Origin of the sequence: Pseudomonas phenolilytica, assembly GCF_021432765.1 — a bacterium.
GTDB lineage: Bacteria > Pseudomonadota > Gammaproteobacteria > Pseudomonadales > Pseudomonadaceae > Stutzerimonas > Stutzerimonas phenolilytica.
Map to the genome: position 1 here is coordinate 1,944,107 of NZ_CP058908.1, position 21,555 is coordinate 1,965,661.

Sequence of the window (21,555 nt, forward strand, 5' to 3'; positions counted from 1 at the left end):
ATGGCGGAAAAAGCGTTGAAAACCAGTGTGTTCACCTGGGAGGGCACCGATAGAAAAGGTGGCAAGGTCAAAGGTGAGTTGACTGGTCAAAGTCCGGCGCTCATCAAGGCGCAGCTTCGCAAGCAGGGCATCAATCCGCTAAAGGTCCGCAAGAAAGCCGTTTCGCTGTTCGGCTCGGGTAAGAAGATCAAGCCGATGGATATCGCGCTGTTCACCCGGCAGATGGCGACGATGATGAAGGCGGGGGTTCCACTTTTGCAGTCGTTCGACATTATCGGCGAGGGTTTCGACAATCCCAACATGCGCAAGCTGGTGGACGAGATCAAACAGGAAGTGGCCGCGGGTAACAGTTTCGCCGGTTCGCTGCGCAAGAAGCCGCAATATTTCGACGATCTGTATTGCAATCTGGTCGAGTCTGGCGAGCAGTCCGGTGCGCTGGAAACGCTTCTGGATCGCGTAGCGACCTACAAGGAAAAAACCGAAGCGCTCAAGGCGAAGATAAAGAAGGCCATGACCTACCCGATCGCGGTGATCGTGGTGGCGATCATCGTTTCGGCGATTCTGCTCATTAAGGTCGTTCCACAGTTCGAGAGCGTATTCGAAGGGTTTGGCGCCCAACTACCGGCTTTCACCATGATGGTGGTCTACCTTTCGCGTTGGTTGCAGGAGTGGTGGTACGTAGTATTCGCGGTTATGTTTGCCGCAGCATTCGTATTCAAGCATGTCTACAAGTCATCGGAAAAATTTCGCGACTCGCTCGATCGGCTGCTGCTTAAGCTGCCGATCGTTGGAGATATTCTCTACAAGTCGGTAGTGGCGCGTTACGCGCGAACACTGTCTACCACGTTCGCGGCGGGTGTACCGCTGGTGGATGCGCTGGATTCGGTCGCCGGCGCCACGGGTAACGTGGTGTTTCGCAATGCGGTGGCGAAGATCCGTAGCGATGTTTCGTCGGGCGTTCAGCTCAATTTCTCCATGCGTACCACTGGGATCTTCCCAACGATGGCCATTCAGATGACGGCAATCGGCGAGGAGTCCGGCGCGCTGGATGAAATGCTGGATAAGCTGGCGAGCTTCTACGAGGCCGAGGTCGATAACATGGTGGACAACCTGACCACCCTGATGGAGCCGATGATTATGGCTGTCCTGGGTGTGTTGGTTGGGGGGTTGATCATTGCGATGTACTTGCCGATCTTCCAGTTGGGCAGCGTGGTCGGCTAATCGATGATGCTTGAATTTCTGGCCAGCCATGCGCTGGCCTTTGTTTTGTGTGCGGCGCTGCTTGGGCTGTTGGTAGGCAGCTTTCTCAATGTCGTCATCTATCGTCTTCCGATCATGATGCAGCGCGAGTGGCAGGCGCAGGCGCGGGAGTTTCTGGAGCTGCCGGCCGAGTCGGCTGAGGCGACGTTCAACCTATTCCTGCCTCCTTCGCGATGCCCGCATTGCGCACATTCGATTCGGCCATGGGAGAACATTCCGGTACTGAGCTGGATGGCGCTGCGGGGCAGATGTTCGTCTTGCAAGAAGCCTATCCCTGCTCGTTATCCGCTGGTTGAGCTTGCTTGCGGGCTTCTCTCGGGTTACGTGGCCTGGCACTTTGGCTTTACTTGGCAGGCTGGCGCCATGCTATTGCTGACCTGGGGGCTGCTGGCGATGAGCCTAATCGATATCGATCATCAGCTATTGCCGGATTCGCTGGTGCTGCCGCTGCTCTGGTTGGGGCTAATCGTTAATAGTGGTGACCTTTTTGTGCTGCTAGGAGACGCCCTGTGGGGAGCGATCGCCGGATACCTAAGCCTGTGGACGGTTTACTGGCTCTTCAAGCTGGTTACCGGCAAGGAAGGCATGGGGTACGGCGACTTCAAGCTGCTTGCGATGATTGGCGCCTGGGGAGGCTGGCAAGTGCTGCCGCTCACCATTCTGTTGTCCTCGCTGGTGGGGGCGGTGCTTGGCAGCGTCCTGCTGCGCGTGCGCGGTGCTGCGCACGGCACGCCGATTCCTTTCGGGCCTTATCTGGCCATTGCCGGGTGGATCGCGTTGCTGTGGGGTGATCCCATTACTCGTGGCTATTTGCAGTTCGCGCATATATGAGCCTGCGCTGCTTTAATGGTGGGCCGCAAGGCTGGCTGCGGCTTGCACTGGGCGCGGTGATTGAGTACTACTGCGAAACCATTGATTTGCGTGGATGTGTTGATGAGGCCTTGGATTCTCGGCTTGACCGGCGGTATTGGCAGCGGCAAGACTGCGGCGGCCAATCACTTCGCTAGTCTCGGCATACATGTGGTGGACGCCGATCAGGCTGCTCGTTGGGTGGTGGAGCCGGGGCGTCCGGCGTTGCAGCAAATTGTCGAGCATTTCGGCGCGGGCATGCTGCATGAGGGAGCTTTGAATCGAGCAGCGCTTCGCGAGCGGATCTTTGTGGATCCAAGTGAGCGCGTGTGGCTCGAGCGGTTGTTGCATCCGCTGATTCGTGCTGAGGTTGCCACACATCTGGCCAAGGCCGAATCGCCGTACGCGATCATGGTTTCGCCCTTGCTGGTGGAATCAGGGCAGTACCGGGAGGTCGATCGAGTGCTGGTGGTGGATGTTCCGGAGGCACTGCAGATCGAGCGCACCGTAGGGCGGGACCAGGCGAGTGAAGAGCAGGTCCGGGCTATTCTGAAAGTGCAGGCATCACGCGAGGAGCGACTGCGCCACGCTGACGATGTGTTGCTGAATGATCGTGACCTAACTTGGCTGCAGGCAGAAGTGGAGCGCTTGCATCGTTTTTATCTAACGTTACGGGGAGGTCGACCGTGACCGCGACCATGGTCTTGTGCCCTACCTGTGGAGCGCAAGTGGAGTGGGGTGCGCAGAGTCCGTACCGGCCGTTCTGTTGCGAGCGCTGTAAGCTGATCGACTTGGGGGCGTGGGCTGCCGAGGAGCATGCGATCCCCGGGGATGGCGTGGAAGACGAGCTGTTCTCCGCGGATCTGTCGTCGCGCCAGCATTGATTACGTGCTGTGCGGCGCTCCGTTTGGGGTGCGGTTGCTAGCGTTCTTCGTCCTTCCAGGGCGCTTGCAGGTAGCGGCTGCGGTTGAAGCTTTCCAGCCAGTCTGGATAGAACACCACCATTGCGGTAACGGCGGTGCCGTTGATGAACGCTTCCGGAAACATCACCAGCCAGAGATAGCCCGCAAAATCTTCGAGCCACGGTGGCATGGGAAATCTGCCGTCCATCAGCAGGATGCCAAGCGAGGCCAGCACGCAGAACATTGCGGCCAGCGCTGCTGGGAAGAATCCGGAAAAGAAGATAAACACGAACAGGTTGCGCGGTTGTGCCCGTTCGACCAGGCGGGCGCAGATTACGGTGACCAGTACGGGAATAAGCACCAGCAGAACGCCGTTCATTCCTAGTGCGACTGAGTGCTGGTGGCCGGTAAGGGTCAGGCCGAGCTGGGCGCTGAACGCGGCGAGGATCGCCAGCGGCCAATCCAGCAGGAGCGTAACGGCGGTCAGTCCGATGAAGTGGAAGGACAGCCCCGAATCGAAGTCGCGCCGTACCAGCCAGAGTAGGAAAATCGCCAGCATTGCGCCAAACAGCAGGTGCTGGCGCCTCGTGTCGCTGAACAGTTCGATCCAGGGGGCGCGCCAGGCAGCCCAGAGCAGGGCTAGGGCATAGATCAGCCAGCCCGCGAAAAGGCTGGTCGGCGCGAGCAGGTGCGCGGAAATCATTCGAAAGGCAATCCTCGGTGTTTGGCCTGCGGGCTTCGGGTTTGGTAGGCGCGCAGCTTAGCGGCGTGGTAGCGCAGGTGTCATTGGTGGCACGCTGTCGAAAATGCCAACGCGGTGCTGGGCGGCGTCGCAAAAGGCGGTTGCTATTTCTCCGGCAATCAGGATAATTCCGCAGCCTGTCGCCGGGGATGCCTAGCCTGGTGACACAAACAAGGCAGGGGATGCCTAGCCTGCCGAATCACCGCCGTAGCGGACGCGCTGACCCGAGCCCCCGATAGCGTCTGTTTCCGGCTGTCCTGGCCTTGCCAGGGCGAGCACCATTCAGTAAGATTCGCCGTCTTATTTTCAGGGCGGCCCCTGAGGCTATAACGAATGAAGACTTTTACTGCTAAACCGGAAACCGTCAAGCGCGACTGGTTCGTCGTCGACGCTGCCGGCCAGACCCTGGGTCGTCTGGCAACCGAAATCGCTAGCCGCCTGCGTGGCAAGCACAAGCCGGAATACACCCCGCACGTCGATACCGGCGACTACATCGTCGTGATCAATGCTGAGCAGGTGCGTGTTACCGGTGCCAAGACTTCCGACAAGATGTACTACTCCCACTCCGGCTTCCCGGGTGGCATCAAGTCGATCAACTTCGAGAAGCTGATCGCCAAGGCGCCCGAGCGCGTGATCGAGACCGCGGTAAAAGGCATGCTGCCGAAGAACCCGCTGGGTCGCGACATGTACCGTAAGCTGAAGGTGTACAAGGGTGCCAGCCACCCGCACACTGCCCAGCAGCCCCAAGAACTGAAGATTTAACGGAATAGTTCATTATGTCGGCGACTCAAAATTACGGCACTGGCCGTCGCAAGACTGCAACCGCACGCGTTTTCCTGCGTCCGGGCACTGGCAAGATCTCGATCAACAATCGTGAGCTGGATAACTTTTTTGGCCGCGAAACCGCTCGCATGGTGGTTCGTCAGCCGCTGGAGCTGACCGATACTGCCGAGAAGTTCGATGTATACGTTACCGTTCTCGGTGGTGGCGTGACTGGCCAGGCTGGCGCCATTCGCCACGGCATCACCCGCGCACTGATCTCCTATGACGAGACCCTGCGTAGTCCGCTGCGTAAGGCTGGCTTCGTCACTCGCGATGCTCGCGAAGTGGAGCGTAAGAAGATCGGTCTGCGTAAAGCGCGTAAGCGTCCGCAGTACTCCAAGCGTTAATACGCTTGCCAAAAGAAGCGCCCGGCTCCGCAAGGTCCGGGCGTTTTTTTTATGGGCGAGATATTCGCTGCGACAGCATGTCGCGCGCCAGAAGCCGCGATCTTGTAGGGCTCCAGCCGATTTGTGTCAGGCTATTACCTTGTCAGGTGGGGGGCTTTTCTTTACCATTTGGCGAATTTTTCGCGGCCCGATTTTACGTAGTAAATGCCTGCTTCCACGCAGGTCATAAGAAGCTGATGGGAGACGACTGAATGAGCAATGACGGCGTGAATGCTGGTCGGCGTCGCTTCCTCGTAGCCGCCACTTCGGTGGTAGGTGCTGCAGGAGCGGTGGGCGCCGCGGTCCCGTTCGTGGGATCGTGGTTCCCGAGTGCCAAGGCCAAGGCTGCCGGTGCACCGGTGAGAGTGAATGTCAGCAAGATCGAGCCGGGACAGCAGATGGTCGCCGAGTGGCGGGGTCAGCCGGTATTTATCGTGCGTCGCACCGAGGAGGTGCTCGGCAATCTGGAGAAGCTGACTCCACAGGTGGCCGACCCTGAATCCAAGGCTTCGGTGCAGCCGACATATGTCGACCCGAAGAACCGCGCGATCAAACCGGAACTGCTGGTGGTCGTTGGACTTTGCACCCATCTGGGATGCGCGCCGTCTTTCCGTCCTGAGGTGGCTGCGGCTGACCTCGGTGCTGACTGGCTGGGCGGCTACTTCTGTCCTTGCCACGGCTCCAAGTACGACATGGCTGGGCGTGTCTACAAGGCGCAACCCGCTCCGTTGAACCTGCCGGTGCCCCCGCACTCGTACGAAACCGATAATGTCATCATTATCGGCGTGGACCAGGAGAAAGCCTGATGAGCAAGTTCATGGAATGGGTCGATGCCCGCTTCCCCGCGACGAAAATGTGGGAAGACCATCTGTCCAAGTATTACGCGCCGAAGAACTTCAACTTCTTCTACTTCTTTGGCTCGCTAGCTCTGCTGGTGCTGGTCAACCAGATCCTGACCGGTGTCTGGCTGACGATGAGCTTCGAACCTTCGGCCGAAGGCGCCTTCGCGTCCGTCGAGTACATCATGCGCGACGTGGAGTACGGCTGGATCATCCGCTACCTGCACTCTACCGGCGCTTCGGCGTTCTTCGTGGTGGTGTATCTGCATATGTTCCGTGGGCTGCTCTACGGTTCGTACCAGAAGCCGCGCGAGCTGGTGTGGATCTTCGGCATGATGATCTACCTAGCACTGATGGCCGAAGCCTTCATGGGTTATCTGCTGCCTTGGGGCCAGATGTCCTACTGGGGCGCTCAGGTGATCATTTCGCTGTTCGGTGCGATTCCGGTCATCGGCGATGACCTGACCCAGTGGATCCGCGGTGACTACCTGATCTCCGGCATCACGCTGAATCGTTTCTTCGCGCTGCATGTCATCGCGCTGCCGATCGTGATTCTAGGCCTGGTCGTGCTGCACATCCTGGCTCTGCACGAAGTCGGTTCGAACAACCCGCTGGGCGTCGACATCAAGAAGACCAAGGACGAAAACGGCGTACCGTTGGATGGTATTCCGTTCCATCCGTACTACACCGTCAAAGACATCGTCGGTGTGGTGGTGTTCCTGTTCGTTTTCTGCGCCATCGTGTTCTTCTTCCCCGAAATGGGTGGCTATTTCCTTGAGAAGCCGAACTTCGAAGTAGCTAACGCATTCAAGACGCCCGCGCACATTGCGCCGGTCTGGTACTTCACTCCGTTCTACGCGATTCTGCGCGCGGTTCCGGACAAGCTGCTCGGCGTAGTGGCGATGGGGGCTTCGATCGCGGTGCTGTTCGTGCTGCCGTGGCTCGACCGCAGTCCAGTCAAGTCCATGAAATACAAGGGTTGGATGAGCAAGATCGCGCTGGTGGCCTTCTGCGTCGCCTTCGTCATCCTGGGTGTTCTGGGCGTTCTCGCGCCTACTCCGGAGCGCACGCTGCTGGCTCGGATCTGTACTGTTATTTACTTCGGATACTTCGTTCTGATGCCGTTCTACACCCGGCTCGAGAAGACCAAAGTGGTTCCGCAAAGGGTGGATGGCTGATGAAAAAGCAATTTGCTGCATTGATTCTCGCGATTCTGCCGGTCTTTGCGTTCGCTGCCGGCACCGAGGCTCACCTGGACAAGGTCGAGATCGATCTGACCGACAAGGCCGCGATGCAGGATGGTCTGAAGACCTTCGCCAACTACTGCATGGGCTGCCATGGAGCGCAGTACCAGCGTTATGAGCGTGTCGCTACCGATCTCGGCATTCCGGAAGACGTCATGATGAAGAATGTCGTCTTCACCGATGCCAAGTTTGGTGATCATATGAAGACCGGTATGAAGGCCGAAGACGCCAAGGTCTGGTTCGGTGCTCCGCCGCCGGATCTGACGCTGGTCGCGCGTGTTCGCGGTAATGACTGGCTCTATACCTACATGCGTAGCTTCTACGAGGACCCAGCTCGTCCGTACGGCGTCAACAATACTGTGTTCCCGAACGTCGGTATGCCGCACGTATTGGCACCGTTGCAGGGCCGTCGCGTGATGGGTTGCAAGCAGGTGCAGGTCGTTGAGGACGGGCGCAAGCAGTTTGATCCGCTGACCGGCACGCCGATCACTCAGGAAGCTTGCGATCAGCTGGTTGTGGAGCCGGGTACCGGCACGCTGACCGAGGCGGAGTATGACGAGAAGATCAAGAATCTGGTGACCTTCCTGGCTTACTCGGCCAACCCGGTCAAATTGGAAAGTCAGCGTATCGGCACCTATGTGCTGCTGTTCCTGGCATTCTTCTTCGTCTTCGCCTACCTGCTCAAGCGCGAGTACTGGAAAGACGTTCACTAAGTACTCTGCTGTTCAAGCTGTACCTAACGCGCGCCCATTGGGCGCGCGTGTTTTTTTGCCTTCGGATAATCGCATGAGGAAGGACCTATGGCCGCAGCCAACCGGTTGATCTGCTATTCCGATCCTGCCGATCATTACTCTCATCGAGTGCGCCTTGCGCTTGCGGAGAAGGGCGTCGCTGTCGAGGTCATTGACGTTCAGGCGGGGCAGTGCCCGGCGAGGCTGGCCGAGCTGAACCCCTATGCTGGTGTACCAACGCTGGTTGACCGTGATCTGGTGCTGTATGAGCCAGGGGTCATCCTCGAATATCTAGAGGAGCGTTATCCGCATCCGCCGCTGCTGCCGGTCTATCCGGTGGCGCGCGCCCACACGCGGCTGCTGGTGCATCGTATTCAGCGGGACTGGTGCTCATTGGTTGATCGCATTCTGGATCGGCGTACCCATGAAGAGGCGCGCACGCAGGCGCGCAAGGAACTCAGGGAAAGCCTGAGCGGCGTTTCGCCGATTTTCGCCGAGAAGCCGTACTTCATGAGCGACGAGATGAGCGTCGTCGATTGCGGCCTGTTGCCGATTCTCTGGAGGCTGCCGCTGCTCGGAGTTGAGCTGCCGCGAGCGTCCCGGCCGTTGCTTGACTACATGGAGCGCAACTTCGCCCGCAAGACTTTTCAGGATAGTGTTTCATCCATTGAGCGCACTATGCGTTGAAGGAGGACTTTCACATGAATTCGAGTCGCCCTTATCTGGTCCGAGCGCTTTACGAATGGATTGTTGATAACGATTGCACGCCCCATCTGTTGGTCGATGCCGAATACCGTGGGGTGCAGATTCCAGCCGGTTTTGCCAACGATGGCCAGATCGTGCTCAATGTGGCACCGAGTGCGGTGCGTAATCTACAAATGGGCAACGAGGCAATAAGCTTCGAGGGACGCTTCGGTGGCGTCTCGCACTCCTTGCACATTCCCGCTGGTGCGGTGATGGCCATCTACGCGCGGGAGAACGGACAAGGTATGGTCTTTGAAATCGAGCCGACATTCCCGGACGATTCGCCTGCCGATGGGAGCGGCCCGATGGATGGTGAGGGCGGCCAGCGCCCGGCGGGTCGACCGAGTCTGAAGGTTGTTAAGTAGGGAGCGGCGGAATCGGGGTGGGGCGACCAGGCGCGCTGTAACGCGGGAGTTGCTGAGTGCTCCCGGTTCCGGACGGCGACCGTTTCGTTTCTGCTCAGTGGCAGTCGGGTTGCTTTGCACAGCCCGGCCACCTGCCGCTCAATCGCTAATCGATATATTCAAATAGCTTGACGATGCGTTGTACGCCGCCGACACCCTGCACCAGACTGGTGGCGCGATTGCCTTCCTGGCGGGTCACCAAGCCCAGCAGATAGACAATACCGTTCTCGGTGATCACCTTGATGCGCGAGCCGGGAACACTGTTATCGGCGAGCATCTGAGCTTTGATCTTGGTTGTCAGCCAGGTGTCGTTGCTGCGCGCCAGGGCCGATGACGGTTGCAGTACCTGCAGCTCGTTATGGACGCGCTTCACGCGCTGCACGGAACTGGCCGCCTGCTCGGCCATCTGCTTGAGATCGCTGCGCGGCGTTTGTCCGGCCAACAGAACGACACCGTTGTAGCTGGCGACAACAATATGCGACCCCTGATCAAGGTCGGCGTGGGCCTTGGCGATATTGACCGCCGCCTTGGTTTCGATCAGCGAGTCGTCGATGGTGCTGCCGATGGTGCGAGTGCCGCGATTATCTGCAATCGGCTCATCGCGCGTGGCGTTCAATACCGAACTGCAGCCTGTAGCGAGCAGGCATAGGCCAAGAAATGCTGGCAGGCGCAGCGCTTTCATTCTTCACTCCCAAACAACTGATTATCTATCAGGTCACACAGGCAATGGATCGCCAGCAGATGGACCTCTTGGATGCGTGCGGTGACGTTGGCCGGTACCCGGATTTCGACATCTTCGGGAAGCAGCAGCGAAGCCATGCCGCCACCGTCTCGTCCGGTTAGAGCCACCACAAGCATCTCCCGGTCGTGCGCGGCCTGGATGGCCTGAATCACATTCGCGGAGTTACCGCTGGTGGAAATGGCCAGCAGAACATCGCCCGGCTGGCCCAGCGCGCGTATTTGCTTGGAGAAAACTTCGTTGTAGCTGTAGTCGTTGGCGATAGAGGTCAGCGTCGAACTATCAGTCGTCAGCGCGATGGCGGGCAGGCTCGGGCGTTCGCGTTCGAAGCGGTTCAGCAATTCGGAGGAAAAATGCTGGGCATCGCCGGCCGATCCACCATTGCCGCAGGTGAGAATCTTGCCCTCGCTTAGCAGTGCGTTGACCATCGCCTGCCCGGCTTGTTCGATGCTGGGCGCGAGAACGTCCATCGCTTGCTGTTTGGTGTCGATGCTGGCCTGAAAAAGCTGCCGAATACGGGTTTGTATATCCATCGATGGATGACCTTCAATGATGGGCAAGCCAGGGGAGGCCTGCTGTAAGCGTGCTCGATGCCGCGCTGTGGTAAGCGTTCAGCTGTCAAAGGCGTTGCGGATCCAATGCTGATCCGTGATCGGCTCGTTGGCGTCCAGTGCGATGACGTCGAAGCGGCAAGGATGTCTGGCCCAGCGAGCCTCTTTCTGCAGAAACAGTTCGGCGGCTCTGATCAGCTTTTGCTGTTTTCGGCCATCGACGCTGGCTGCAGCGCCACCCCAGGCCGCGTGGCGTCGGTAGCGAACCTCGACAAATACTACTGTATCGCCGTCCAGCATGACCAGATCGAGCTCGCCGCTGCGGCAGCTCCAATTCTGTGTCAGCAGACGCAGCCCCTGACGGACGAGATAATCGTGCGCCAAGGCTTCGGTGCTGCGTCCTCGTGCCAGATGCTCGCTCATGGTAGAGGATTGAGTGGCAGGCGCTCGACTTGACCGTCGCGGAATTGTGCCCAAGGCAGCTGTCGTTCGATGCGTTGCTGCGGATTGAGACTTAGTGTCCCCGACAGTCCATCCAGTCGTGTGTTCGGCAGGGCCAGCAGCTGATTTAGCCGCGGGGCGAGGAGGTAGGCATCGGCACCCATTGCGTATAGACGTCCCAGACTGCCCGCGGCTTGCGGCCACTGTCGCTCGATCTGCTGGCGCAGCGGGAGCTGCGGATCGAGTAGCCATGGCGTTTCAGCGAAGCGGATGCCGTCGAGATCGAGATACTGGGTGCGGTTCTGATTCGCCGCGTGCAAGTGGGATGTGGCGTATACCGGGATGTCGCCGGCGTACTGGAAGATCAGTGTCGGGCGGACCTGCTGAGCTTGCTGCGGGGTGGCCGCAAGGAATATGAAGTCGACATCCTGGCGGCGTGTGGGCTGGCTGGTCACATCCTTGCCGAGCGTGTTCTGCACGCTTTGCGCGCGCGATTCGCTGTTGCGCAGCTGGAGCAGTGCGGCGATCTGGTTGGCCAGTTCGACGGGTTCTGCCAGCGGCTCGGCGGCGACCAGCGTACCGCCGGCGTCCTCCCAGCTCTGGCGAAAGGCTGCGAGGATTCGCGCACCCCATTCGCCGCGTGGGGCTAAGGCTATAGCGCGGCGATGGCCGTCCGCCCATGCGCGCCGGGCCACTTCGCGCGCTTCGTCTTCGGCTGCCAGACCGAACTGGAACAATTGCGGCGGTGTGGTCCGGCCCGCGTCGCTGTAATTGAGCGCCAGCGTTGTGATCGGCAGTCGCTCGCGCTCGCTTAGCTGGCGGACCAGATCTTTTTCCAATGGACCGATGATGAGTTGGACGCCATCTGCTTGCGCCTGCTGGTAGACCGCGTCCAACGAGGTAATGCGCGAGCTGTCGTAGAGTTCGATCCGTAGGTCGGTTGCGCCTGCTTGCTGGGCCTGCAAGTGTGCGGCAAGGAAGCCGTCGCGCAGTGCCTGCGCTACGGACGCCAGCTGGCCCTGCATGGGCAGCAGCAGTGCGACGTGCGTAAGCGGCTGATCGGCGAGCTGGCGTAGCTGCTCGAGCGCCGCAGGTAGCTGTTTGGCGGCGGGGTGTTGAGGGTGCTGCGCAATCCAGCTGTCTATCGCTCGTTGCTGCTGCGCAAAGGTGCCGGCCTGCTTCACTGCTGTTGCGAGGGACAGCCAGCCGTCGAGATCGGTATCGCCACCAGCGCCTTGGCTTTCCCCGGCTGGCAGCGCGGAAAGCAGGCCCCAGATCGCCTCATGATTTTCCTTTGCTGCGGTGCCGCTGAGCAGCGGAGCGGTGAAAATGCGCTCGCGTGCGGCGGCCAGCGTCTGTCCCGTGGCTTCCAGTGTCCGGGCGCGAACCGTCTGGCTGCGAATTTGCTGGTCGACCGGTAGCTCGCCGAGGCGCTCGAAAGCCGGATGTGCAAGTGCTTGCTGAGCCTGTTGTGGTTGCCCTTCGATCAGTGCAATTTCGGCCAAAAGGGTACTGGCGAAGATCTGCTGGGCGGGCTTCAGGCTGTCCAGTGGCACCTGCTCGAGAATGCCGCGGGCACGCGCTGCCTCGCCCTTGGTGAGGCTCTGATCGGCCGCCGCCAGGCGCAGCTCGGCGGCTTTCGCAGGGTCGCTCTGGTCGGCCTGCTGCAACAATTGCTGCGTCGTCGCCTGCGGTGTGCGCGGCAGCTCGCCCAGCGTGGATGAGGGGGAGCTGGCGCAGGCCGTGAGTAGTGCGGCGAGGCCGAGAATCAGCAGCGGGCTTAGGCGAGCCATCATGTAGTTGTTCCTGAAAGGCAATGGCGAAATGCGCGGATTGTACCCAAGCACCGGCGCGGTCGCGATGTTACGGCCGGCAATAGGGCTACAATGCTTGCTTTTGTGATGAGGTAAGCCCTGTGACTGCCACGGTCGCTGCGAATTCCGGTGCGGGTACGCTCTATGTGGTCGCTACGCCCATCGGCAATCTGGAAGACATCAGCGCGCGGGCGCTGCGAGTTTTGGGCGAGGTCGCTCTGATCGCTGCCGAGGATACTCGCCACTCGGCGCGTCTGATGTCGCATTTCGGAATCGCCACGCCATTGGCGGCTTGCCATGAGCATAACGAGCGTGACGAGGGGGGGCGTTTTCTTGAGCGTTTGCAGACGGGCGACGATATCGCGCTGATTTCGGATGCCGGCACGCCGCTGATTTCGGACCCCGGTTATCATCTGGTGCGGCAGGCACGTGCGGCCGGTATTCGCGTGGTGCCGGTGCCGGGGGCGTGTGCGTTGATTGCGGCGCTGTCGGCGGCCGGGTTGCCCTCGGATCGCTTCATCTTCGAAGGATTTCTGCCGGCCAAAGCTGCCGGGCGCAGAGCGCGGCTGGAGTTGTTGAAGGAGGAGCCGCGCACGTTGATCTTCTATGAGGCACCGCATCGGATTTTGGAGTGTGTGGACGATCTCGAAGCAATCTTTGGCGCCGATCGGCCTGCCGTTCTCTGTCGTGAGCTGACCAAGACGTTTGAAACATTAAAGGGGCTGCCGCTCGGGCAGTTGCGCGCCTGGGTCGCCGGCGATAGCAACCAACAGCGTGGTGAGTGCGTGTTGCTGGTAGCCGGTTGGCAGGCGCCGGAGGGCGACCAGGCTGTCAGTGCCGAGGTGGTGCGTGTGCTCGATTTGCTACTGGGTGAGCTTCCGCTCAAGCGGGCTGCAGCTCTGGCGGCCGAGATCACCGGCGTACGCAAGAACCTGCTCTACCAGCTGGCACTTGAGCGCAAGACTTGAAATGGCTGCAGCGCCAGGTGGTCCGTAACGACCGCTACGCATCGGTCCGCCTTGCAGCGCCCTGCGCGCGACGGTACTCTGACGGCCGGAGAGTCGATCGGACAGTCGCTGTCTCTTTTTGTTCCGGCAAAAGGGGAGGGAGGAAAGTCCGGGCTCCATAGGGCGAAGTGCCAGGTAACGCCTGGGAGGCGCGAGCCTACGGAAAGTGCCACAGAAAATAACCGCCTAAGCGCTTCGGTGCCGGTAAGGGTGAAAAGGTGCGGTAAGAGCGCACCGCACGGCTGGCAACAGTTCGTGGCTAGGTAAACCCCACTTGGAGCAAGACCAAATAGGGATCCATTGGCGTGGCCCGCGCTGGATCCGGGTAGGTTGCTAGAGGCAGTCAGCGATGGCTGTCGTAGAGGAATGACTGTCCTCGACAGAACCCGGCTTACAGATCGACTCTCCGATTTTTCTGCGCTCCAACAACTCCGCAATTATTCCGAAAGATTATTGCTCTTAACAAAGCACTTTAACTTTGTTGAGTAACTCCTTCCGCCATCTCGTCTTTGATTTTCAGAATCCGTCCTTTTATTCCGTCTGTCCCGCTTAGCGACGCTAAATAACCGCGCCATAAAGGTTTTTCCCGTCGGGCTCGCCTTGACGGTGGGGGGCGGGCATTTCTATAGTGCGCCCAAGTGGTAGAAAGTGGCACGAAGTGGTTTATTTGGGCATGGATAGCTAATTCAGGGGAAGCGCAGCCGTGTTTCGCGGAGCCAACGCCATCAGTCTCGACGCCAAAGGCCGGCTGGTTATGCCCAGTCGGTATCGTGACGAGCTGAATTCGCGTGGCGAAGGCCAGTTGATCGTCACGATCGACGCGGTTGACCGCTGTCTGTGCATCTATCCCTTGCCCGAATGGGAGCTGATCGAGGCGAAGCTGCGTGAGCTGCCCTCGCTGCGCGAAGAGACCCGCCGGCTGCAACGTCTGCTCATCGGTAACGCTGTGGACGTGGAGATGGACGGCAGCGGTCGCGTGCTGGTGCCGCCGCGCCTGCGCGAGTACGCCCGGCTCGACAAGCACGCGATGCTGGTTGGGCAGCTGAACAAGTTTCAACTGTGGAACGAGGACGACTGGAACGCGATTTCTGACGCGGATCTGGCGGCCATCAAACAACCCGGCGGTCTGCCGGAAGAACTACGTGACCTAATTCTGTGAGCCAGATCAGCGAGCTGCGACATATCACCGTGTTGCTCGACGAAGCCGTCGCGGCGCTGGCCGTGCGGCCAGACGGTCGCTATCTGGACGGTACGTTCGGGCGCGGTGGGCACAGCCGGCTACTGCTCGAACAGCTTGGCTCGGAGGGGCGGTTACTGGGGTTCGACAAGGACCCGCTAGCGATCGCTACGGGGCAAGCACTGGCGGCCGAAGACGGCCGCTTTGTCGTTGTGCAGCGAAGCTTTGCGGAGCTCGGTGACGAAGTGGCGCAACGCGGCTGGACCGGTACGCTGAGCGGTATCCTGCTGGATTTGGGGGTTTCCTCTCCGCAGCTGGACGATCCGGAGCGCGGTTTCAGTTTCCTCAACGACGGCCCGTTGGACATGCGCATGGACCCGTCGCGCGGCGTCAGCGCGGCCGAGTGGATCGGTCAGGCAAGCGAAGAAGACATTGCCCGGGTCTTCAAGGATTACGGCGAAGAGCGCTTCGCCAGGCGCATGGCGCGTGCTGTGGTACAGCGGCGCGCGGAAAAGCCGTTCGAGCGCACGGCTGACCTGGCCAAGGTCCTGACCGACGCCAATCCCGCCTGGGAGAAAGGCAAGAATCCGGCGACTCGTGCGTTTCAGGGCCTGCGCATCTATATCAACAACGAGCTGGGTGACCTTGAGACTGGTTTGGACGCTGCCCTCGAAGCGCTCGAGGTCGGTGGTCGGCTGGTGGTGATCAGCTTCCATTCGCTGGAAGATCGCATCGTCAAGCAGTTCATGCGGCGTCACGCCAAGGGTGAGGCGGACCAGTTGCCGCGTGGCCTGCCGGTCATGCCGAAGCCATTCGAACCGCGCTTGAAGTTGATCGGCAAGGCGCAGTTTGCCTCCGAAACCGAAGTCCGCGCGAATCCCCGTTCGCGCAGCGCCGTCATGCGCGTCGCGGAGAAAGTGCGATGAGTCGCCGGCTTTCCGCGATGCCGCGTGGCAGCCTGCTCATGCTGGTGCTGTTCGTCTGCGTGCTGCTGTCTGCGATTGCGGTTGCCTACAGTGCACACTGGAATCGTCAGTTGCTCAACGAGATGTATGCCGAGTTGAGTGTGCGCGATAAGGCGCAGGCCGAGTGGGGAAGGCTGATTCTAGAGCAGAGCACCTGGACCGCTCACAGCCGTATCGAGGCGCTCGCTACCGAGCAATTGAAGATGCACATCCCCGCGGCGGCGGATGTGCAGTTGGTGGCGCCATGAAACTCGACGGCGCGCTGTATCCCTGGCGGTTTCGTATCGTTCTGGCCCTGCTTGCGCTGCTGGTCGGCGTGATCGCCTGGCGTATCGTCGATCTGCAGGTGATGGATCAGGCTTTCCTGCAGGGGCAGGGTGATGCGCGCAGCGTGCGGCATATTCCTATTCCGGCGCATCGAGGGCTGATCACCGACCGCAACGGCGAGCCGCTGGCCGTCAGTACCCCTGTCACGACTCTGTGGGGCAATCCCAAGGAGCTCCAGGCCGCGCGCGCGCGTTGGCCGGAACTGGCCGCTGCGCTGCGGCAGGATCCCGCCGCATTGAGCGAGCGTCTGCAGCAGCTGGCAACGCGCGAATTCACCTACCTGGTACGCGGCCTGACGCCCGAACAGGGCCAGGCCGTGCTCGACCTGAAGATTCCCGGCGTTTATGCGCAGGAAGAGTTCCGCCGCTTTTATCCGGCTGGCGAAGTGACTGCTCATCTGGTGGGTTTCACCGATATCGACGATCGCGGCCGCGAGGGCATGGAGCTGGCCTACGACGAGTGGCTGGCGGGTGTGCCGGGCAAGCGGCAGGTGCTCAAGGACCGTCGCGGGCGCCTGATCAAGGATGTGCAGGTCGTCCAGAACGCCAAGCCGGGCAAGCCAATGGCCCTTTCAATCGATCTACGTCTGCAATATCTGGCTCACAGCGAGCTGCGCAATGTCGTGCAGGAGTACGGCGCAAAAGCCGCCAGTCTGGTGATGGTTGACGTCGAGACCGGCGAAATCCTCGCGATGGCCAACCAGCCGACCTACAACCCCAACAACCGCCGCAACCTGCAGCCAGCAGCGATGCGCAACCGCGCGATGATCGATGTGTTCGAGCCTGGCTCGACTGTCAAGCCGTTCAGCATCGCCGCTGCTCTGGGAACCGGCAAATACCAGCCCGATTCGGTGGTCAATACCTTGCCGGGCTGGATGCGCATCGGTCGCTACACCATTCGCGACGTCTCGCGTGGCGGCATGCTCACGCTGACCGGCATCTTGATGAAGTCGAGCAACGTCGGCATCAGCAAGATCGCCCTGGATATCGGTGCCGAACCGGTCTACACGGTGATGCAACAGGCCGGTTTCGGCCAGGACACCGGTCTGGGCTTTCCTGGCGAGCGCGTCGGCAATCTGCCCAATCATCGCAAGTGGCGCGATGCCGAAACCGCCTCGCTGGCCTACGGCTACGGCCTTTCCGTGACTGCGGTGCAGCTCGCGCATGCCTATGCCGTGCTCGGCAACGAAGGCGTCAACGTGCCGCTGTCGCTGCTGCGTCTGGACCGTACGCAGGAAGGCGTGCAGGTCATCGACAAGCAGATTTCCAGCACGGTGCTGCAGATGCTGCAGGCCGTCGTCGAGGAAGAAGGCGGTGGCGGTGCGCGCGCGCAGGTGCCGGGTTACCACGTCGGTGGCAAGAGTGGCACCGCGAAGAAGATCTCCGGTACCGGCGGCTACACCAAGGACGCCTACCGTTCGTTCTTCGCCGGCGTCGCGCCGCTGTCCAACCCGCGCATCGCCGCCGTGGTGGTGGTCGACGAGCCGAGCAAGGGGCAGTACTACGGCGGCCTGGTGGCCGCGCCGGTGTTCGGCAAGGTGATGGCGCGGGCGCTGCGGCTGATGAACGTGGCTCCGGACAATCTGCCACCGCCGGCGCCGGTCCAGACCGCCGAGGCCACCACGAGCAAGGGAGGGCGTGGCTGATGCCGATGCCATTGAACCAACTGCTGCCCCAGGCCGACAGTTCCGTGCTGATCCGCGAGCTGACCCTCGATAGCCGGAAGGTGCTCCCGGGCGACCTGTTTCTCGCCGTTCCCGGTCTGCAGCACGACGGTCGCAGCCATATCGCCGACGCCATTGCACGTGGCGCCGCGGCCGTTGCCTATGAATCCGAAGGCGCTGCGCTGCAGCCTGCCGGCACTGATGCGGTGCTGGTGCCGGTTCGCCAGCTCGCCAGCCAGCTGTCGGCAATCGCCGGCCGCTTCTACGGCGAGCCGAGCCGCAGCCTGCATCTGCTCGGGGTGACCGGCACCAACGGCAAAACCAGTGTCAGCCAACTGATCGCGCAGGCGCTGGATCGTCTCGGCGAGCGCTGCGGCATCATCGGTACGCTGGGCCACGGCTTTCATGGGGAGCTGGAGCAGGGCTACCACACCACGCCGGACGCCATCGGCGTGCAGGCGACGCTGGCCAGCCTGAAGCAGCACGACGCGCGCGCCGTGGCGATGGAGGTCTCCTCGCACGGGCTGGAGCAGGGCCGCGTGGCCGCGCTGGCGTTCGACGTGGCGGTCTTCACCAACCTGTCGCGTGACCATCTGGATTACCACGGCAGCATGGAAGCCTACGCGGCGGCCAAGGCGCGTCTGTTCGACATGCCGGGTCTGCGCTGTCGTGTGATCAACCTGGACGACGCCTTCGGCCGTCGACTGGCTGCGCAGCCGCAAGAGTCGCGCCTGATCACCTACAGCCTGGAGGACGCCTCGGCCGATCTGTATTGCCCGGATCCGCAGCTGGACGACGACGGCATTCATGCGCGACTGATCACGCCGCAGGGCGAGCGCTCGCTGCGCAGCCCGCTGCTGGGGCGCTTCAATGTCAGCAACGTGCTGGCAGCCGTCGGCGCGCTGTTAGGCATGGACTGGCCGCTGGATGAAATTCTCGCCGTGCTGCCGGAACTGCACGGTCCGGCCGGTCGCATGCAGCGTCTGGGCGGCGGCGACCTGCCGCTGGTGGTGGTCGATTACGCCCATACGCCCGATGCGCTCGAAAAGGTGCTCACCGCATTGCGTCCACATGCGCGCGGACATCTGGTTTGCCTGTTCGGCTGCGGGGGCGAGCGCGACCGCGGTAAGCGTGCGCTGATGGCGCAGGTCGCCGAACGGCTGGCCGATCGGGTGGTGGCGACCGACGACAATCCGCGCAACGAGCCGGCCGACCAGATTCTCGAAGACATTCGCCAGGGCTTCGCCCAGCCGGAGCGGGTTCAATTCCGCCCGGGACGTGGAGCCGCGATCGCCGCGGCGATTGCCGCCGCGCAGCCGGAGGATGTGGTGGTGCTAGCCGGAAAGGGGCACGAGGACTATCAGGAGATCTGCGGCGTGCGTCAGCCGTTCTCCGACCTGGATGAGGCTCGCAAGGCCCTGACCGCCTGGGGGAAGCATGATGCGTGATGCCATGCGCCTGAGCGCGCTGACGCTCCCACTCGCTGGCCGGCTGGTCGGCTCTGATGCTGTCTTTACTGCGGTCAGCACCGACAGCCGCGCCATCGAACCGGGGCAGCTGTTCGTCGCCCTCAGCGGTGCGCGCTTCGACGGCCATGCCTATCTCGCCGAGGTGGCGGCCAAGGGCGCAGTCGCGGCACTGGTGGAGCGCGAGATGCCGGACGTGGCGCTGCCGCAGCTGGTGGTGGCAGATACCCGTCTGGCACTTGGGCGGCTCGGCGCGCTGAACCGCGACGGCTTCGATGGCCCGGTGGCGGCGATCACCGGCTCCAGCGGCAAGACCAGCGTCAAGGAAATGCTCGCCAGCATCCTGCGTGCCGCCTACGGCGAAGACGGCGTGCTGGCCACCCGCGGCAACCTGAACAACGACCTCGGCGCGCCGCTGACGCTGCTGGAGCTGGGTTCCCGGCATCGTGCCGCGGTCATCGAACTGGGTGCCTCCCGTCTCGGCGAAATTGCCTACACCGTCGCGCTGGTGCGCCCGCAGGTCAGCGTGATCACCAACGCCGGTACCGCCCACGTCGGTGAGTTCGGCGGACCGGAAAAAATCGTCGAGGCCAAGGGTGAGATTCTCGACGGCCTGCCGGCGGACGGTATCGCTGTGCTCAATCGTGACGACAAGGCGTATTCACTATGGGCTGCACGTGCCGCCGGCAAGCGCATCGTCAGCTTCGGTCTGCAGAGCCCGCTGGCGGATTTCCATGCCGAGTCGATTGCCTTCGATATCCGCGGTTGCGCCAACTTCGTTCTGAACGGCCCGCGCGGCACCGCACATGTCCAGCTCAACCTGCTGGGACGCCATAGCGTCGCCAATGCCCTGGCTGCCGCCGCCGCGGCGCATGCGCTGGGTGTCGCACCGCAGGCCATCGTCGATGGGTTGCAGAACCTGCAGCCGGTCAAAGGGCGCGGCGTCGCGCAGATGCTCGGCAGCGGCATGCGCCTGATCGACGACAGTTACAACGCCAACCCGGCTTCCATCTGCGCGGCGATCGACGTTCTCAGTGGTTTCGCCGGGCGCACCGTCCTCGTCCTCGGCGACATGGGTGAGCTGGGTGAATGGGCCGAAACGGCGCACCGCGACGTGGGTGCCTATGCACGCGGCAAGGTCGATGTGCTCTACGCGGTCGGTCCGCTGATGGCGCATGCGGTAACGGCATTCGGCGCCGGAGCCCGGCATTTCGCCGATCAGGCAAGCCTGATCGAAACGCTGCGTAGCGAGCAGGGCAACACCACCATTCTGGTCAAGGGCTCGCGCAGTGCGGCGATGGACAAGGTTGTCGCCGCCCTGAGCGATGTCGTCATGGAGAAACATTGATGCTGCTGCTGCTCGCCGAGTACCTGCAACAGTTCCACAAGGGCTTCGCGGTCTTCCAGTACCTGACCCTGCGCGGGATTCTTGGTGTGCTTACCGCACTGGTACTGTCGCTGTGGATGGGCCCCTGGCTGATCCGCACCCTGCAGCTGCGCCAGATCGGCCAGGCGGTGCGGACCGATGGCCCGCAGTCGCACCTGTCGAAGTCCGGTACGCCGACGATGGGCGGGGCGCTGATTCTCAGCGCCATCGCCATCAGCACGTTGCTCTGGGCTGATCTGTCCAATCGCTACGTCTGGGTTGTGCTGGCGGTAACCCTGCTGTTCGGAGCCATCGGCTGGGTCGATGACTACCGCAAGGTGATCGAGAAGAACTCGCGTGGCCTGCCGAGCCGCTGGAAGTATTTCTGGCAATCGGTGTTCGGCCTCGGTGCCGCGGTCTTCCTCTATACGACCGCGCAGACGCCGGTGGAAACCACGCTGATCCTGCCGCTGTTGAAGAACATCGAGATTCCGCTGGGCATCGGCTTCATCGTGCTGACCTACTTCGTGATCGTCGGCGCGAGCAACGCGGTGAACCTCACCGACGGCCTCGATGGCCTGGCGATCATGCCGACGGTGATGGTCGGTGGCGGTCTGGGCATCTTCTGCTACCTGTCGGGCAACATGAATTTCGCCGAGTACCTGCTGATCCCCTATGTGCCGGGTGCGGGTGAGCTGATCGTGTTCTGCGGTGCGCTGACCGGCGCCGGCCTGGGCTTCCTCTGGTTCAACACCTATCCGGCCCAGGTCTTCATGGGGGACGTTGGTGCGCTAGCGCTTGGTGCCGCGCTGGGCACCATCGCCGTCATCGTCCGCCAGGAAGTGGTGCTGTTCATCATGGGCGGTGTGTTCGTGATGGAAACCCTGTCGGTGATGATTCAGGTCGCCAGCTTCAAGCTGACCGGCAAGCGCGTGTTCCGTATGGCGCCGATCCACCACCATTTCGAACTCAAGGGCTGGCCCGAACCCCGAGTGATCGTGCGCTTCTGGATCATCACGGTGATCCTGGTGCTCGTCGGCCTGGCCACATTGAAACTGAGGTAATAGAGAGTGCTGATCGCTTCCGACCAGTTCCGCATCGTTGTCGGCCTCGGCA

Annotated in this window: 24 protein-coding genes and 1 other RNA gene; 20 read left to right on the top strand and 5 right to left on the bottom strand. The window is 61.5% G+C overall.

The genetic code is table 11. The annotated features are described in order from the left end of the window. From HU825_RS09320 to yacG, 4 genes are all read left to right on the top strand, one after another. Positions 1 to 1,221 carry a type II secretion system F family protein gene (locus HU825_RS09320; protein WP_043295815.1) on the top strand — a complete coding sequence of 407 codons (1,221 nt, stop codon included), beginning with the start codon at positions 1 to 3 and terminating at the stop codon, positions 1,219 to 1,221. A 3-nt stretch (positions 1,222 to 1,224) separates the two neighbouring features. Next, positions 1,225 to 2,091 carry a prepilin peptidase gene (locus HU825_RS09325; protein ID WP_284692208.1) on the top strand — a complete coding sequence of 289 codons (867 nt, stop codon included), beginning with the start codon at positions 1,225 to 1,227 and terminating at the stop codon, positions 2,089 to 2,091. A 102-nt stretch (positions 2,092 to 2,193) separates the two neighbouring features. Then, positions 2,194 to 2,799, top strand: a complete 606-nt coding sequence (gene coaE, locus HU825_RS09330; protein ID WP_043295817.1) for a dephospho-CoA kinase — start codon at positions 2,194 to 2,196, stop codon at positions 2,797 to 2,799. 8 nt (positions 2,800 to 2,807) lie between these two features. Continuing rightward, positions 2,808 to 2,993 (top strand): DNA gyrase inhibitor YacG, encoded by a 186-nt coding sequence (gene yacG / locus HU825_RS09335; RefSeq protein WP_043296358.1) that lies wholly within the window; start codon positions 2,808 to 2,810, stop codon positions 2,991 to 2,993. A gap of 37 nt (positions 2,994 to 3,030) precedes the next feature. On the opposite strand, the gene HU825_RS09340 is transcribed toward yacG, so the two are convergent. Next, positions 3,031 to 3,714 (bottom strand): energy-coupling factor ABC transporter permease, encoded by a 684-nt coding sequence (locus HU825_RS09340; RefSeq protein ID WP_234303358.1) that lies wholly within the window; start codon positions 3,712 to 3,714, stop codon positions 3,031 to 3,033. 372 nt (positions 3,715 to 4,086) lie between these two features. Between HU825_RS09340 and rplM the strand changes: the two genes are divergently transcribed. From rplM to HU825_RS09375, 7 genes are all read left to right on the top strand, one after another. Then, positions 4,087 to 4,515: a 50S ribosomal protein L13 gene (gene rplM / locus HU825_RS09345; protein WP_043295819.1), complete on the top strand. Its 429-nt coding sequence runs from the start codon at positions 4,087 to 4,089 to the stop codon at positions 4,513 to 4,515. Between the two features lie 14 nt (positions 4,516 to 4,529). Then, entirely contained in the window at positions 4,530 to 4,922 is a 393-nt protein-coding gene (gene rpsI, locus HU825_RS09350) for a 30S ribosomal protein S9 (RefSeq protein WP_043295820.1), read from the top strand. Between the two features lie 251 nt (positions 4,923 to 5,173). Next, entirely contained in the window at positions 5,174 to 5,767 is a 594-nt protein-coding gene (petA, locus tag HU825_RS09355) for a ubiquinol-cytochrome c reductase iron-sulfur subunit (RefSeq protein WP_043295821.1), read from the top strand. Continuing rightward, on the top strand, positions 5,767 to 6,978 hold the full coding sequence (locus HU825_RS09360) for a cytochrome b (RefSeq protein WP_043295822.1): 1,212 nt from the start codon (positions 5,767 to 5,769) through the stop codon (positions 6,976 to 6,978). The genes petA and HU825_RS09360 overlap by 1 nt, the downstream gene beginning before the upstream one ends. Next, positions 6,978 to 7,757 (top strand): cytochrome c1, encoded by a 780-nt coding sequence (locus tag HU825_RS09365; protein ID WP_043295823.1) that lies wholly within the window; start codon positions 6,978 to 6,980, stop codon positions 7,755 to 7,757. Before HU825_RS09360 ends, HU825_RS09365 begins: the two co-directional genes overlap by 1 nt. An 87-nt stretch (positions 7,758 to 7,844) precedes the next feature. Then, the gene (locus HU825_RS09370; protein WP_043295824.1) at positions 7,845 to 8,462 is read left to right on the top strand and encodes a glutathione S-transferase N-terminal domain-containing protein; all 618 of its coding nucleotides are present in this window, start codon (positions 7,845 to 7,847) and stop codon (positions 8,460 to 8,462) included. 14 nt (positions 8,463 to 8,476) lie between these two features. Further along, positions 8,477 to 8,884, top strand: coding sequence for a ClpXP protease specificity-enhancing factor (locus HU825_RS09375; RefSeq protein WP_234303359.1), 408 nt, complete (start codon positions 8,477 to 8,479; stop codon positions 8,882 to 8,884). 145 nt (positions 8,885 to 9,029) lie between these two features. Here the strand turns inward: HU825_RS09375 and HU825_RS09380 are convergent, their stop codons facing one another. The 4 genes from HU825_RS09380 to HU825_RS09395 form a co-directional block, all read right to left on the bottom strand. After that, positions 9,030 to 9,605 (bottom strand): BON domain-containing protein, encoded by a 576-nt coding sequence (locus tag HU825_RS09380; protein ID WP_043295826.1) that lies wholly within the window; start codon positions 9,603 to 9,605, stop codon positions 9,030 to 9,032. Beyond that, positions 9,602 to 10,195: a phosphoheptose isomerase gene (locus HU825_RS09385; RefSeq protein ID WP_043295827.1), complete on the bottom strand. Its 594-nt coding sequence runs from the start codon at positions 10,193 to 10,195 to the stop codon at positions 9,602 to 9,604. Before HU825_RS09385 ends, HU825_RS09380 begins: the two co-directional genes overlap by 4 nt. A 78-nt stretch (positions 10,196 to 10,273) precedes the next feature. Beyond that, complete coding sequence (locus HU825_RS09390; RefSeq protein WP_043295828.1) at positions 10,274 to 10,636, bottom strand: YraN family protein; 363 nt, start codon at positions 10,634 to 10,636, stop codon at positions 10,274 to 10,276. After that, the gene (locus tag HU825_RS09395; RefSeq protein WP_081002740.1) at positions 10,633 to 12,450 is read right to left on the bottom strand and encodes a penicillin-binding protein activator; all 1,818 of its coding nucleotides are present in this window, start codon (positions 12,448 to 12,450) and stop codon (positions 10,633 to 10,635) included. Before HU825_RS09395 ends, HU825_RS09390 begins: the two co-directional genes overlap by 4 nt. A gap of 119 nt (positions 12,451 to 12,569) precedes the next feature. Between HU825_RS09395 and rsmI the strand changes: the two genes are divergently transcribed. The 9 genes from rsmI to mraY all read left to right on the top strand — a co-directional run bounded on the left by rsmI (position 12,570) and on the right by mraY (position 21,503). Next, on the top strand, positions 12,570 to 13,436 hold the full coding sequence (gene rsmI / locus HU825_RS09400) for a 16S rRNA (cytidine(1402)-2'-O)-methyltransferase (RefSeq protein ID WP_054093596.1): 867 nt from the start codon (positions 12,570 to 12,572) through the stop codon (positions 13,434 to 13,436). Positions 13,437 to 13,525: 89 nt separating this feature from the next. Next, positions 13,526 to 13,885: RNase P RNA component class A (gene rnpB, locus HU825_RS09405), an RNA gene on the top strand. 293 nt (positions 13,886 to 14,178) lie between these two features. Next, entirely contained in the window at positions 14,179 to 14,634 is a 456-nt protein-coding gene (gene mraZ / locus HU825_RS09410) for a division/cell wall cluster transcriptional repressor MraZ (protein ID WP_009867961.1), read from the top strand. Further along, positions 14,631 to 15,578 (top strand): 16S rRNA (cytosine(1402)-N(4))-methyltransferase RsmH, encoded by a 948-nt coding sequence (gene rsmH / locus HU825_RS09415; protein WP_054093597.1) that lies wholly within the window; start codon positions 14,631 to 14,633, stop codon positions 15,576 to 15,578. The genes mraZ and rsmH overlap by 4 nt, the downstream gene beginning before the upstream one ends. After that, a complete protein-coding gene (gene ftsL / locus HU825_RS09420; RefSeq protein ID WP_043295831.1) occupies positions 15,575 to 15,865 on the top strand; it encodes a cell division protein FtsL in 291 nt (96 codons plus the stop codon). The genes rsmH and ftsL overlap by 4 nt, the downstream gene beginning before the upstream one ends. After that, complete coding sequence (locus HU825_RS09425; protein WP_043295832.1) at positions 15,862 to 17,589, top strand: peptidoglycan D,D-transpeptidase FtsI family protein; 1,728 nt, start codon at positions 15,862 to 15,864, stop codon at positions 17,587 to 17,589. The genes ftsL and HU825_RS09425 overlap by 4 nt, the downstream gene beginning before the upstream one ends. After that, on the top strand, positions 17,589 to 19,055 hold the full coding sequence (locus HU825_RS09430; protein WP_234301921.1) for a UDP-N-acetylmuramoyl-L-alanyl-D-glutamate--2,6-diaminopimelate ligase: 1,467 nt from the start codon (positions 17,589 to 17,591) through the stop codon (positions 19,053 to 19,055). The genes HU825_RS09425 and HU825_RS09430 overlap by 1 nt, the downstream gene beginning before the upstream one ends. Continuing rightward, entirely contained in the window at positions 19,048 to 20,421 is a 1,374-nt protein-coding gene (locus HU825_RS09435; protein WP_234301922.1) for a UDP-N-acetylmuramoyl-tripeptide--D-alanyl-D-alanine ligase, read from the top strand. The genes HU825_RS09430 and HU825_RS09435 overlap by 8 nt, the downstream gene beginning before the upstream one ends. Further along, a complete protein-coding gene (gene mraY / locus HU825_RS09440) occupies positions 20,421 to 21,503 on the top strand; it encodes a phospho-N-acetylmuramoyl-pentapeptide-transferase (RefSeq protein WP_043295834.1) in 1,083 nt (360 codons plus the stop codon). The genes HU825_RS09435 and mraY overlap by 1 nt, the downstream gene beginning before the upstream one ends. The last annotated feature ends 52 nt before the right edge of the window (positions 21,504 to 21,555 follow it).